Origin of the sequence: Pseudomonas alliivorans (assembly GCF_017826695.1) — a bacterium.
GTDB lineage: Bacteria > Pseudomonadota > Gammaproteobacteria > Pseudomonadales > Pseudomonadaceae > Aquipseudomonas > Aquipseudomonas alliivorans.
Map to the genome: position 1 here is coordinate 272258 of NZ_JAFFZW010000007.1, position 13279 is coordinate 285536.

The 13279-nt window shown below is 60.9% G+C and carries 13 protein-coding genes; 4 read left to right on the plus strand and 9 right to left on the minus strand.

Annotated elements, in window-relative coordinates; all coding sequences use genetic code 11:
• Nucleotides 1–102: 102 nt before the first annotated feature.
• Nucleotides 103–1008 (minus strand): LysR substrate-binding domain-containing protein, encoded by a 906-nt coding sequence (locus JTJ32_RS19195; protein WP_099229105.1) that lies wholly within the window; start codon nucleotides 1006–1008, stop codon nucleotides 103–105.
• Nucleotides 1009–1135: 127 nt separating this feature from the next.
• Here JTJ32_RS19195 and JTJ32_RS19200 point away from each other — a divergent pair, with 127 nt between their 5' ends.
• Nucleotides 1136–2512 (plus strand): L-serine ammonia-lyase, encoded by a 1377-nt coding sequence (locus JTJ32_RS19200; protein ID WP_025995110.1) that lies wholly within the window; start codon nucleotides 1136–1138, stop codon nucleotides 2510–2512.
• Between the two features lie 137 nt (nucleotides 2513–2649).
• On the opposite strand, the gene JTJ32_RS19205 is transcribed toward JTJ32_RS19200, so the two are convergent.
• Genes JTJ32_RS19205 through epsC form a run of 5 tightly spaced genes read right to left on the minus strand, consistent with a single transcriptional unit; the run spans nucleotide 2650 to nucleotide 7912 of the window.
• Nucleotides 2650–3807, minus strand: coding sequence for a M20 aminoacylase family protein (locus tag JTJ32_RS19205; RefSeq protein ID WP_099229106.1), 1158 nt, complete (start codon nucleotides 3805–3807; stop codon nucleotides 2650–2652).
• A gap of 5 nt (nucleotides 3808–3812) precedes the next feature.
• Entirely contained in the window at nucleotides 3813–5330 is a 1518-nt protein-coding gene (locus JTJ32_RS19210) for an aldehyde dehydrogenase family protein (protein ID WP_210042960.1), read from the minus strand.
• Nucleotides 5331–5333: 3 nt separating this feature from the next.
• Nucleotides 5334–6224: an NAD(P)-dependent oxidoreductase gene (locus JTJ32_RS19215; protein WP_210042961.1), complete on the minus strand. Its 891-nt coding sequence runs from the start codon at nucleotides 6222–6224 to the stop codon at nucleotides 5334–5336.
• A gap of 14 nt (nucleotides 6225–6238) precedes the next feature.
• Nucleotides 6239–7129, minus strand: coding sequence for a VOC family protein (locus tag JTJ32_RS19220; protein ID WP_210042962.1), 891 nt, complete (start codon nucleotides 7127–7129; stop codon nucleotides 6239–6241).
• Between the two features lie 18 nt (nucleotides 7130–7147).
• The gene (epsC, locus tag JTJ32_RS19225) at nucleotides 7148–7912 is read right to left on the minus strand and encodes a serine O-acetyltransferase EpsC (protein WP_210042963.1); all 765 of its coding nucleotides are present in this window, start codon (nucleotides 7910–7912) and stop codon (nucleotides 7148–7150) included.
• Between the two features lie 104 nt (nucleotides 7913–8016).
• Between epsC and JTJ32_RS19230 the strand changes: the two genes are divergently transcribed.
• The gene (locus JTJ32_RS19230; protein WP_210042964.1) at nucleotides 8017–8922 is read left to right on the plus strand and encodes a LysR family transcriptional regulator; all 906 of its coding nucleotides are present in this window, start codon (nucleotides 8017–8019) and stop codon (nucleotides 8920–8922) included.
• 222 nt (nucleotides 8923–9144) lie between these two features.
• Here the strand turns inward: JTJ32_RS19230 and JTJ32_RS19235 are convergent, their stop codons facing one another.
• Nucleotides 9145–9660 carry a YciE/YciF ferroxidase family protein gene (locus tag JTJ32_RS19235; RefSeq protein WP_099229112.1) on the minus strand — a complete coding sequence of 172 codons (516 nt, stop codon included), beginning with the start codon at nucleotides 9658–9660 and terminating at the stop codon, nucleotides 9145–9147.
• A gap of 262 nt (nucleotides 9661–9922) precedes the next feature.
• Here JTJ32_RS19235 and JTJ32_RS19240 point away from each other — a divergent pair, with 262 nt between their 5' ends.
• Nucleotides 9923–11143: a zinc-dependent alcohol dehydrogenase gene (locus tag JTJ32_RS19240; protein WP_099229113.1), complete on the plus strand. Its 1221-nt coding sequence runs from the start codon at nucleotides 9923–9925 to the stop codon at nucleotides 11141–11143.
• Nucleotides 11144–11164: 21 nt separating this feature from the next.
• Complete coding sequence (locus JTJ32_RS19245) at nucleotides 11165–11389, plus strand: PLD nuclease N-terminal domain-containing protein (RefSeq protein WP_210042965.1); 225 nt, start codon at nucleotides 11165–11167, stop codon at nucleotides 11387–11389.
• Between the two features lie 129 nt (nucleotides 11390–11518).
• On the opposite strand, the gene JTJ32_RS19250 is transcribed toward JTJ32_RS19245, so the two are convergent.
• Nucleotides 11519–12250, minus strand: a complete 732-nt coding sequence (locus JTJ32_RS19250; RefSeq protein WP_210042966.1) for an aspartate/glutamate racemase family protein — start codon at nucleotides 12248–12250, stop codon at nucleotides 11519–11521.
• A gap of 10 nt (nucleotides 12251–12260) precedes the next feature.
• Complete coding sequence (locus JTJ32_RS19255) at nucleotides 12261–12980, minus strand: GntR family transcriptional regulator (protein ID WP_210042967.1); 720 nt, start codon at nucleotides 12978–12980, stop codon at nucleotides 12261–12263.
• Nucleotides 12981–13279 lie beyond the last annotated feature (299 nt).

Below are 13279 nucleotides of genomic sequence, written 5' to 3' on the forward strand. Positions count from 1 at the left end.
GAACGCTTCTCAGGACGCTCCCGAATCTGACGCAGAGCATCACGGGATGCAGGCGAACGCGGAGCGATGGGCAAGATTGGTTACGCGCCGAGCACGCTCTCTTCACGCCTCATTCACCAGCCAGTCATGCACGGCCCGGCGTGCCGGGGTGTTGAGGGCGCCTTCGCGGTAGGCCAGCACGTATTTCTTGCGGGCCTTGATCGGCTGTCCGAACGGCACGATCAGCGAGCCCTGTTCAAGCTCGTCAGTGATCAATGCCTTACGGGCGATGGCCACGCCCATGCCCATGCGCGCAGCGTCGATGGTCAAGTGGTTGCGGTTGAACGTATGGCCGCGGCGCACATCGATGCCGTCGGCACCAATCGCAGTCAGGTAGAACTCCCACTCTGCGTACTCATAACTGCCGCGCCAGGCAGTGATGTCGTGCAGCAACGGAAAGTGCACCAACTGGCTGGGTGTATCCAGCGGCGGTTTGCCTTCCAGCAATATGGGCGAGCAGACCGGAAAAAGCTCTTCCTCCAGCAGCGGCGTGGTCGACAGGCCGGGATAGCTGCCGTCATTCAGGTCGATGGCCAGGTCAAAGTCGTCATCGCGCAACGAGCCACTGCTGTCTTCGGCAATGATCCGCAGTTGAATATCCGGAAACGCCTCCTGCAATCGTGGCAGGCGCGGCATCAGCCACTTGCTGAGAAACGATGGGATGCAGCGCAGCTTGAACACCCCGCCGATCCGTCCTGAATACAGCAGGCGCAGTTCTTCGCTGATGCGGCTTTGCACTTCGTTGGCGACCACCGCCAGGCGCTGCCCCTCAGCGGTCAACTCAAGACCGCGACCGACGCGATGAAACAGCGCAAACCCCAACCGTTCCTCAAGCTGGCGCATCTGCTGGCTGATCGCACCCGGCGTGACGTGGAGTTCCTCGGCGCAGCGCGTGAAGGAGAGGTGTCGGGCTGCACAGGCAAAGACCTGCAACCAGGCGTGCATCTGTGCGTTGAAAATTCTGCTCATTGAAGAGTTCCGCTAAAGCGTTGCATAGGAACAATCGTTTGTCGTTTCGACAGCTGAAGCCAAAGATGAAAGCCAGAAAGAAGGAGTTTCAACTCCTCTGCATCATCTCATTTGAAGGACCACCGTGATGGCTATCAGCGTCTTCGACATGTTCAAAATCGGCATCGGCCCGTCCAGCTCCCATACCGTCGGGCCGATGCGGGCCGGAGCATTATTCGTCACCGACCTGCGCAATCAGGATCGTTTGCACAGCGTAGAACGTGTTGAAGTGCGATTGTACGGCTCTCTGTCCGCCACGGGCATTGGTCATGGCAGTGATCGTGCGACGGTCATGGGCCTGATGGGCGAATGGCCTGACCAGATCGACCCCAGCCAGGTCAATCAGCGGATCGACGCGCTGCGTGCCGACGGCCAACTGCTGCTGGCCGGTGAACAGCCGATCACCTTCGTCTGGGAACGCGACATGTGCCTGCTCGAAGAAAGCCTGCCGTATCACCCCAACGGCATGACGTTATGCGCGTATGGCAAGTCGGGCGAGTTGTACGAGCAGACTTACTATTCGGTAGGCGGCGGCTTCGTGATCGACGCGGCGCAGGCCGCCAGCGGCGTGCTGGATGCGGACGACACCGTTCTGCCTTACGACTTTTCCAGCGGCGCGCAGTTGCTGAGACTGTGTAAGACCCATGGCCTGAGCATCTCTGAACTGATGATGGCCAACGAAAAGGTCTGGCGCAGCGAGGAAGAAATCCGCTCGCGCATCATGGTCATCTGGGCCGCGATGCAGGCCTGCGTAAATAAAGGTCTGCTCGAGACGGGCATTCTGCCCGGCGGCCTGAACGTGCGTCGTCGTGCCTATCGGCTGCACCAGAGCCTGCAGAACCTCGACAACCCCAACGTGATCGGCTCGACCCTCAGCGCCATGGAATGGGTCAACCTGTTCGCGCTGGCGGTCAACGAAGAAAACGCTGCGGGTGGGCGCATGGTGACGGCACCTACCAACGGCGCGGCAGGCATCGTGCCCGCTGTGCTGCACTACTTCATGAAATTCAAACCCACGGCCAACGATGACGACGTGGTGCGCTTCTTCCTGAGCGCCGCCGCTGTCGGCATTCTGTGCAAGAAAAACGCTTCCATCTCCGGGGCTGAAGTGGGTTGTCAGGGCGAAGTGGGTTCAGCCTGCGCCATGGCTGCGGCGGGTCTGGCGGAGATTCTCGGGGCAACGCCGGAGCAGGTGGAAAACGCTGCCGAGATCGGTCTGGAACACAACCTGGGCCTGACCTGCGACCCGGTCGGCGGACTGGTTCAGGTGCCGTGCATCGAGCGCAACGCGATTGCCGCCGTGAAGGCAATCAACGCCGCACAGATGGCCCTGCGTGGCGACGGTGAACACTTCATCTCGCTCGACCACGCCATCCGCACCATGCGCGACACCGGCGCGGACATGCATGACAAGTACAAGGAAACCTCACGCGGCGGTCTGGCGGTAAACCTGATCGAGTGCTGATCTGCACGGCGGGTTATCCGTAACCCGCTGAGCAAGCGCATTCATGGTGGGAGTCGGTTTGCCGGCGATGTCGAACGGACACACTCGCCGACAAGCGGCCTCCCGCAGTCCGGTGAACGCCACTGGACACGCATCCGTCACGCCACCGGCAGACACTGCTCCACCAACGACGTCCAGACCTTCACACCGGGCTCGATCACCTGATCGTTGAAGTCGTAATACGGGTTGTGCAGCGCTGCCGAAGGCTTTTCTCCGTCCACACCCATCCAGATGTAGGCGCCCGGACAGGCGTGCAGCATGAAGGCAAAGTCCTCCGAGGCCATGGACGGGTTGCAGCCCCATTGCACGTTGGCTTCACCGACTGCGGCAACAGCGGCACGACGAATCGTCGCGGCGGCTTCGACGTGATTTTCGGTGACCGGATAACCAACGTTGTAGACCAGTTCGCCACGCACGCCGAACGCCATCGGCAGACGCTCGACGAACTCGCCGATCCATTGCTGGACCTTCTCGCGCACCGGGGTTTGCAGACAACGAACGGTTCCACGCAGCACGGCCGTTTCCGGCAGCACGTTGATGGCCTCACCCGCATTGAACTGGGTGATGCTGACTACCGCGGAGTCCAGCGGAGACAGGCGCCGGGACACGATGGTCTGCAGACCCAGCACCAGCTCGGCAGCGGCCACAATCGGGTCGTTGCCCTTGTCCGGCATGGCGGCGTGGCTACCCTTGCCGGTCAGGGTGATTTCGAAGGTGTCCAGCGACGCCATCATCGGCCCCGGATTGACCACCACCTTGCCCGCAGGCACGCCGGGCCAGTTGTGCAGGCCATAGATGGCCTCCATCGGGAAACGCTCGAACAGTCCGTCCTCGATCATGCGCTGTGCGCCGCCGAGGTTTTCTTCGGCAGGCTGAAAGACAAAATGTACGGTCCCGCGAAAGCGCCGCGTCTCGGCCAGATGCCTGGCAGTGGCAAGCAGAATGGCGGTATGCCCGTCATGCCCGCAGGCGTGCATGCAGCCTTTGTGCGAGGACTTGTGTGCGGTGTCGCCCAGTTCCTGGATCGGCAAGGCGTCCATGTCGGCGCGCAGGCCGATGGTCGGGCCATCGCCGGTGCGCAGGGTGCCGACCACGCCGGTTCCGCCCAGCCCGCGATGGACCTCGAGACCGAAGTCGGTCAGCAGCTGCGCCACCTTGTCCGAGGTTTTCAGCTCCTGAAACCCCAGCTCCGGGGCCGCATGAAGGGCGCGGCGCCAGACCGTGGCTTCTTCGATCAGAGTCTTGGAAACAGTCATGTCGATCACTCCAGGCTCGCGCCATAACCAAAGCTGGCGGCGGGTTTGGCGGCGGTCTCGACCCACACGCTTTTCACTTCGCTGTATTCGCGCAACGCATCGAGACCCGAAGAACGACCATAGCCGCTTTCACCGTAGCCACCAAATGGCGAGCTGACATGAATGGTCTTGTAGCCGTTGATCCAGAACGTGCCGGCGCGCACCTGTTTTGCCACGCGATGGGCACGGCCCACGTCACGCGTCCACACGCCACCGGCCAGGCCGAAGCGGCTGTCGTTGGCAATGCGGATCGCCTCTTCTTCGTCCTTGAACGGAATGGCCACGACCACCGGACCGAAGATTTCTTCCTGAGCGCAGTACAGGTCGTTGGTGCCCGCCAGCACGGTCGGGTTGATGTAATAACCCGGCGTGTCCGGAACCGGATCGGCATGCTCGCCCACCAGCCTGGCGCCGTCTTTCAAGGCACGCTCGACCATGGTCTTTACGTGGTTGTACTGCTTGGCGTTGTTGATCGGCCCGATCTGGGTTTCCGGGTCGCTTGGGTCGCCGACCTTGAACCGGGTCGCAGCAGTCGCCAGCGCGTTGGTGAACTTTTCGAAGATCGACGCCTGCACCAACAGTCGCGAACCCGACACGCAGCTCTGCCCTGCCCCCGAGAAAATCGCCGCCTGAGCACCGCGCAAGGCGACGTCCAGGTCGGCATCCTCAAAGACAATATTGGCCGATTTGCCACCCAGCTCCAGCACCGCCGGAATGCAGCGCTGTGCCGCCGCGACGGCGATGTGGCGACCGGTGGCCGGTGAACCGACGAACACGACTTTGCGGATGTCAGCCCTGGCAATGAACGACTGCCCGATGGAATGGCCGAAACCGGCGATCACATTGACCAAGCCTTTGGGCACGCCGGCACGTTCGATCAACACGCCAACCACCAGCGAACTCAAAGGGGTCAGTTCCGACGGCTTGAGAATGACCGCATTGCCCGCCGCAATCGCCGGTGCGATCTGCCAGCCGCAGGTGAAGATGGGCGCATTCCACGGGGTGATCTGCAGTACCGTGCCCAGCGGCTCATAGGTTACGTAGTTCAGGTGCGTGGTCGGTACGGGGATGATCTCGCCGTGCAGTTTGTCTGCCCAGCCGGCGTAGTACTCGAACATCTCGGCGACCTTGAGCACTTCCACGCGGGCGTCACGGATCGGCTTGTTGGCCGTCAGGGATTCGATCTGAGCGAGATTTTCCAGCTCGTCACGAATCAGGTTGCCGACCTGATACATGGCACGACCACGCGCCTGCGCCGTCAATGCCCACCACTGAACCTGCGCGGCTTTCGCAGCGCTGTCAGCCTTTTCGACCAGCGATTCGTCGGCATCGGGAAAGCTCAGCAATACGCTGTCGTCATGGGCATTGCGCACTTCGACCGGCGCGCCGTGGCCTTCGATGAACTCACCGCCCACGTAGCTGGCAATGACGCCGCGATCGCCCCAGTAAGGGCGCATCAGTTCGAGGATTTTTGCAGTGCTCATCACTTATTCTCCGTGACCGTAAAGTTTGGCATCGGTGCGTTGCACGATGGCGCAGAAGTCTTCGTTATCGGCCAGCGTCTCGCTGCTGGCCTTCCACAGTTGCGCGACGACGCGCGACAGCGGCAACTCCATGTCCAGACTGTCCGCCAGATCGCTGGCCAGGCCGACGTCCTTGCGCATCAGGCCCATGGTGAAGCCCGAGTCGTAGGCCTTGTTCAGCACCCAGGTGGGAAACATGACTTGCGTCGCGCCGCTGCGGCCGGAACCGGCATTCAGGCCCTGCAGCAGTTTTTCCGGATCGACGCCCGCCCTCGCAGCCATCGCGACCGCTTCGGCGGTGCTGATCAGGTGGCAGGCGGCGAGCATGTTGTTGGCGATCTTGGCCACATTGCCCGCACCGCACTGACCGACGTGGACCCGCGTACCGCTCATGCCTTCCAGCACCGGCATCGCCCGCGCCAGATCGACCTCTTCAGCACCGATCACCATCGACATGGTGCCGGTGGCCGCCCCTTTCGGGCCGCCGGAGACCGGGGCGTCGATGAAAGCGATTCCAGCCTTGGCCAATTCGGCAGCGACCTTGCGGCTCATCTCAGGCGTCGAAGTGGTGGTATCGACCACGATCAAACCTTCACGGCCCACTTCGCGAATGCCGCCCGCGCCCAGACACACAGCCTCGACATGCTCGGCCTTGGGCAACGACAGAATCAGAATGTCCACGCTCTGGATCAGCTGTGTGCGGTCGACAACCGGTTTTACGCCCTTGCTCTCGGCCGTCGCCAGCGCAGCCTGCGACAGGTCGAAACCACTGACATCGAAGCCCTTGCCCGCCAGCGTCGCGGCCATGCCGCCGCCCATGTTGCCCAGTCCGATAACGCCTGTTTTCAAAGTCATGTTCTGTATCTCTATTAAAGGTTTTGTACGAATTCAAGAATGACGTTGCCTGCCGTCTGCGGCTCGACCATGACGCGTCCGGGCGCCTGCTGATACGCAACCTTGTTCTCGGCAAGAATGGCGCGCAGCGTGTCGAGGCTGGTGGTGTGCAGGCCGATGGCGATGGCGTGTGGCCGTTCGCGATGAGCCTGTGGCAGCGGCGTATCGGCGTAATGACGAGCGGCTGTCTTCGCATCCATGGCACGCAACAAACCGCATCGCGTATCGGCGACCAACACATCGCCCTGCCAGCTCACCGTATCGCCGTAAATGGCTCGCCAGCGGGGTTCAAGCTGAGCGGGGTCGGCCAGATACGTCACGCTCACAATGCCGTCCACCGCGTTGGGATGCTGTTGCCAGCCCGGCACCCAGATCAGTTCGGGGCGGTGCTGATGACAGATGAAATTCGAGGCGTCCGGCAGTTGCGGGTCGATGAACAGGCCCAGCGAAACCACCGCTTCGTCAGGACGCCCGTCCGGCAGGGTCATGGCGCGGCGAAAGTCGATCCGGCCCTGGCTTGGCAAACCGGCCTGCACCAGTCGCGCATGATCCGCGTCGGCGTCCTGGCTGTGCAGCGCGACCAGCGAAACGCCCTCTTCGCCGCGATCCAGAAACTCGCCCAACTGGCGACCGAAGCAGAAGCCATTGACCGAGCCGGTGCCAAACAGAGAAGCGTCGTGGATGCCGATCAATTCGATGAAGTTGCTCTTGAACATCATCAGCGAGGTCACACTGCCCCACGGGTGATAGCTGACCGGCGACGGCGCGAAGCCCATCCGACGGTACAGCTCAAGCGTGGCGGCGTGATCTCGAACGGTGACCAGCGGATGATCGATACCTTGTGGAAACTGGGCGACGGCTGCCATATGCGATTGCTCCCTGAATCAGTCTTGAGACTTGCTGGTGAACGTGGCCAGCGAATCCGGAGCCTGGCCGATGACTCTGGCTGGCGTGCCAGCCACCACGACTCCGGCCTCAACCGGCTTGAGCACCACCGCGCCTGCGGCAACGATGGCGCGCTCGCCCACTTCGATGTTGCCCAGCACCGTGGCGCCTGCGCAGATCAGCGCGCCGCGACGAATCTTGGGGTGACGGTCGCCTGCCTCGCTGAGCGTGCTGCCCAGCGTAACGCCATGCCAGAGACTGACGTCATCCTCGACCACAGCGGTTTCGCCGATCACAAGCCCCATGCCGTGGTCGACGAACAGGCGTTTGCCGAGACGTGCAGCAGGATGAATGTCGATGGCCCAGGTATTGGCGGCCCAGTTCTGCAGCAGGACCGCGCTTTGAATATCGCCGTCGTTCCACACTGCATGGGCGATGCGATACGTCTGCACGGCCTGGATGCCACGAAAGGTCAGAAAGGCGGTGAGGTGATCGGGACAGGCCGGGTTGACGATCACCAGATGCTCGATGTCTGCCGCTGCCGATTCGGCAATGTCGGGGTGCTCCCGAAGGACGCTGCCGAACCAGCCGGTCAGGTCAGCCTCTGTCACTTGGCTCTGCAACTGACTGGCCAGATTGGCAGCGAGCGCCGATTCGAAGGACGCATGCGCCGAAAGCCGGTCCTGTGCATAACGGCCCAGCGCCGGGTTACGCTCACCCAACTGTTTCGCCTGTTCCCGCAAACACTGCCAAAGAGCCTTCATACGCGTTCCCTTGTGCTGATGACCGAGTATGGACAGCGTTCTCCCCTCTCAGCAATAATCCGGAAATCGCATTTATGTTGCCTTGATCGCAACACAGGACAGCCATGAGTCTGGTGCAGGATCGTCGGATCCTTTATTTCTTCGAAGCGGTAAGGCTGGGCAGCGTGCGGGCAGCGGCAGACTTTCTGAACGTCGCGCCGTCGGCGGTCAGTCGTCAGATCGCCCAGTTGGAACTGGAGTTGGGTTCGCCGCTGCTGGAACGCCACCGGCGCGGGGTCAAGCCCACCGAAGCGGGCGAAAAAGTCCTGGCCTATTACCGCCAGCGACTGACTCAGCAGGAAGTCCTGCTGGACTCGATTCAGGCACTGCGCGGCCTGCACAGCGGCTCGGTAACGCTGGTGTCCGGGGAAGGTTTTCTGGAAAGCCTGGCGCAGCCGCTGGCGAAGTTTTCGGCGTTGTATCCGCGAATCGAGCTGATCGTGAATGTCTGCGGCAGCAATGAAGTGATCCGCCAGGTGGTCGAGGACGAGGCGCACATCGGTCTTGTCTTCAACCCGGCGGCCGACCCGAAAATTCGATCCCACGCCCACCAGCGCAAGCCGGTCTGCGTAGTAACCGCACCGGATCATCCGCTCACGCAGCAATCAGGTCCCATCGAACTCAAGGCATTGGCTGAATATCGCCTGGCACTGCCCGCCGTTTCATACGGCATTCGTCAGATTCTTCTCGAAGCCGAACACCAGTTGGGCATCACGCTTGAGCCGACCCTGACCTGCAACACCTTCGCCATGCTCAAGCATTTCGCCATGCAGGGTGGCGTCACGCTGCTGCCGACCTTCGTTGTGGAAGAGGACATCAAGAGCGGCAGGCTGCGCGCCCTGCCGTTACAGCACGAGGTATTCAGCAGCCCGCAAACGCATCTGATCAGTCGACTGGGCCGTCAGTTGAGTGTGGGAGCCAGTCGATTGATGGGCATGCTGCTGCAGGATATGACCGCGTTCAGGCATTGAACCGGAATGTGTGCTGTAGACACGGGGTCGTGGAAGTCGGCTTGTCGGCGATATTTTTTCAAGCACAATGTCAGACATTGAGCTGACCCCATCGCCGGCAAGCCGCCTCTTATCAAAAATCCTGTCACCCACTGCGTTCGCCGCCCGACAGCGCTATGTCAAAGACTTGGTAAGGCCTCCTACACGACATCGCGTTTCTCATGCAGGATCAGGCGTCCTTTATCAACTTTCACTGTCCATCGTTGCCGCCTGATTGCCACCTTGTTCGGCAATTGCGGTCAGCTTTTCGTCGGCTGATTTTTCTTCTTCAAGCGTTTCAGCCAACAGTTTTGCCGCATCTTTCATGCTCAGATGCTTGGCCATCGCGATCAAGGTGCCGTATCCGGCAATTTCGTAGTGCTCCACTTTCTGGCAGGCGGCAATCAAACCTGCGTCCAGCACAGGCCCTTTTTCGATAGCGTCGATGAGTTCCTTGCTCTCTTCGACCAACCCTTCCATGGCAACGCACTTCATGCGCTTAAGCTTGAGGTCGGACTGCTCGACCAACTGATCAATACGCTCGATCTGTCTCTGTGTTTCTTCGAGATGGGAGTTGAAGGCTTCGATCAGGTCGGGATTGCTTGAGGCGCGTGCCAGCTTGGGCAGAGCCTTGGTGATCTGCTTTTCAGCGCTGTAGATGTCGGAAAGCTCGTGAATGAACAGGTCTTCAATCGTGGTTTTTTTGGATGCGGTGCTCATCGGAAACCTCGTTTAAGTAAATCCAGATTCGGATCGACTCAGGCGAACGGCCTCATTTCTCGCCCGTCAGTCTGTCGACTTGACGCCCGATACGCCGTTCAGTCCGGGCAATCGACAAGCCGACGAACAGCATCTACTCGCCTCGATCGTTGTGACAGAAGGACCGTTAGTCCCGCCTTGAACAAATCCACTGAACCAAAAAACCGTGAAGCCGCTCATCACAAGTAACAGATCAGACTTTCGATCAGACAGAGGGCTTCCTATGAGAGCGTTGACCTATCACGGCGCACACAATGTCAAAGTCGACACCGTGCCGGACCCTGAAATACAGCAGGCCGATGACATCATTCTGCGGGTGACGGCGACCGCCATCTGCGGTTCGGACTTGCACTTGTATCGTGGCAAGATTCCTACGGTGGAGCATGGCGATATCTTCGGCCATGAGTTCATGGGCATCGTTGAAGAAACCGGCTCGGCTGTAACGTCAGTACAACGCGGCGACCGAGTCGTCATCCCCTTCGTGATTGCCTGCGGCTCATGCTTTTTCTGCAATCAGGACTTGTTTGCGGCCTGTGAAACCACCAATACCGGACGCGGCGCCATTCTCAACAAGAAATCCATTCCGCCGGGAGCCGCACTGTTCGGTTTCAGCCATTTGTACGGCGGCGTTCCAGGCGGTCAGGCGGAATACGTGCGAGTACCCAAGGCCAACGTCGGCCCGCTGAAGGTGCCCGGTACTCTGGCGGACGATAAAGTCCTGTTTCTCTCCGACATCCTGCCGACCGCCTGGCAGGCCGTGACCAACACCGGCATCGGCCAGGGTTCGAGCATCGCCATCTATGGTGCGGGGCCGGTCGGACTGCTGAGTGCGGCCTGCGCCCGAATGCTGGGGGCCGAGCGGATCTTCATGGTCGACCACCATCCTTATCGCCTGGCCTACGCACAGCAGACCTATGGCGTCATTCCGATCAACTTCGATGAGGATGACGACGCGGCCGACACCATTATTCGTCAGACACCGGGCATGCGTGGGGTCGACGGCGTAGTGGATGCCGTAGGGTTCGAAGCCAAGGGCAGCACCACCGAAACCGTGCTCGCCACCCTCAAGCTTGAGGGCAGCAGCGGAAAGGCCCTGCGCCAGTGCATCGCCACGGTCAGACGCGGCGGCGTCGTGAGCGTGCCGGGGGTTTACGCCGGGTTCATCCACGGCTTCATGTTCGGTGATGCGTTCGACAAGGGCCTGACGTTCAAGATGGGCCAGACCCATGTGCAGCGTTTCATGCCTGAACTGTTGGGCTATATCGAGACCGGCCGTCTGGAGCCGGAGGCGATCATCACTCATCACATGTCGCTGGAAGAAGCCGCCACGGCCTACAAGATTTTCGACAAGAAAGAGGAAGACTGCCGCAAGGTGATCCTGACACCCGGCCGCAATGACATCCCAGTGGCGGTGCCTGACTCGCTGACGGGTGTTCCAGCGTAGTGAGAAAGAAGGAGGTACATCATGGAAGCGTTTAACGTGTTCTGGATCGCGGCATTGGTCATCGTTCTGGCACTGGATGCCTGGCTGATCTACAGCGTCTGGCGTTCGACCAAATCCTCCGGCACCAAGGTCGGCTGGACCGTGCTCATTCTGGCGCTGCCTATCGTAGGTGCCGGAATCTGGGGTGTTGCCGGCCCGCGTGGTGTGGTCGAGGCGCCGACATCGAATGAGCACAGCAAGGGGTGATGGGCGCGCCACATTCGAGAGCGTCCCGGGCGGCGTTACCACGCAGGAGCGTGTGAGCGATCATCATCACGTGTGTCTGATCGTTCCCCCGCTCCGCGTCCGCTTCAGCAACTGGCAACGACGCTATAACTACCGACTCAGATATCCGAACCGCCCTTTGAACGGTTTGCCTATCGGGTCCGCCAGGTCGCCGTGTTTGCTGGTGGTCAGGCCAAGGTCCACCAACGACTCGGCGAGCTTCACGGCCGCTGCAACGCCATCGATCACAGGCAGGCCCACGGCTTCGCTCAGTTGCCGGCCCAAGTCGGCCATCCCGCCACAGCCCAGCACGATGGCGCCTGCACCTTCTTTATCGCGTGCCTTGCGCGCCTGTTCAGCCATGAGTTCGACCAGCTCCGGGCCGCTCTCCTCCAGTGCCAATACCGGCAGATCGATGCAGCGCACTGACGTGCATAATTCGCTGAACCCGTAACGCTGAAGCAGGTGCTCGGCGATGATCCGGGTACGCGTGAGGGTAGTGACGACGGCAAACCGGGTCGAGATCAGGCTCGCCACATGAAACGCCGCCTCGGCAATGCCGATGACCGGTGCACGCGCGGCTTCGCGGGCGGCCAGCAGACCGGGGTCGCCAAAGCAGGCGATGATGTGCGCGTCCACCTGCTGTTCACGCCCCTTGCGCACCTCTTCCAGCACACCCAGCGTGGCGATGGCTTCGTCGAAATGCCCTTCGATGGACACCGGGCCGTCTGTCGGAGTACAGGCCATGATCTGCGTACCGGGACGCGCGACAGCTTCAGCTGCCAGGCCCATCTTGCGGGTCATGGCTTCACTGGTGTTGGGATTGATGACTTGAATACGCACCGGGCCTCCTTCAGCGCCGTTTGAAAATGCTATGGAAGTCCACCGCCTCGCCGACGGGTTCATCCACCTTAAGGCTGGCACGGATGCGACGCAGGTGCTCGGCCATCCACTTTCGAGCTTCGTCACCCTGCCCGGCCTCCAGCAAGGTCAACAGATCGGCATGCTCGCCGCAGTCGCAACCGACACTGCGTCGCGAGCCATACACCGCGAGGATCAGTGACGAACGTGTGGTCAATTGGGCAACCTGCTCGGTCAACACCTGATTGCCCGCCAGCGCACACAGCTGCACATGGAAGCGTGCGGACAACTGAATGGCTTCGCTATGACGCCCGGCACGCTGCGCCTCGTGCTCCTGGTCGCAAAGCGAGCGCAGTGCTTCCAGACGCTGCCCGCTGACGCGTGAGGCAATGCTGTCCATCAAGGCCGTTTCAATCAGTTGCCGGGCACCCAGCACATCCTGCGCTTCCTGCGCCGAGGGCTTGGCGACCTCAGCGCCGCGTTTGGGCCGCAACGTCACCAGACGTTCCAGCGCCAGCCGCTGCAGCACCTTGCGAATGCCGGTACGACTGATCTCGAATACCTCAGCCAGAGCGTCCTCCGGCAAGCGCGTGCCGGGGGCGAGTCGATGCTCAACGATGGCCTCCAGCACGTGCTGATAGATCTGCTCATCGCGGCCTTTTTCGTCGGCAGCGGGAGCAATGAACAGCGAAACGCTGGAAGGTCGGGTCATGGCATCACATCGCTTTGGCATGCAGATCGTATACAAGAATAGTGCCCGATGAACCTGGTTCTGAATAGCGCTATCTGCAAGACGCTGTTGAATCGGCATCACACCGCCTTCAATGGCTTCGCACCCAAAACGCGCAAAAGCGCCCTGTTTACGTGCACGCCAATCCGCCGTACGGGGTTGACCACTACGTCAGCTTTTCAGAAAAAACGCTTATCAAGACAAGGCGTTCAAGCCATCCAGCACCCCGAAAACAAGGCATGGCACATGTCTTGCGTACACAATCGTATACAAAAAAGATC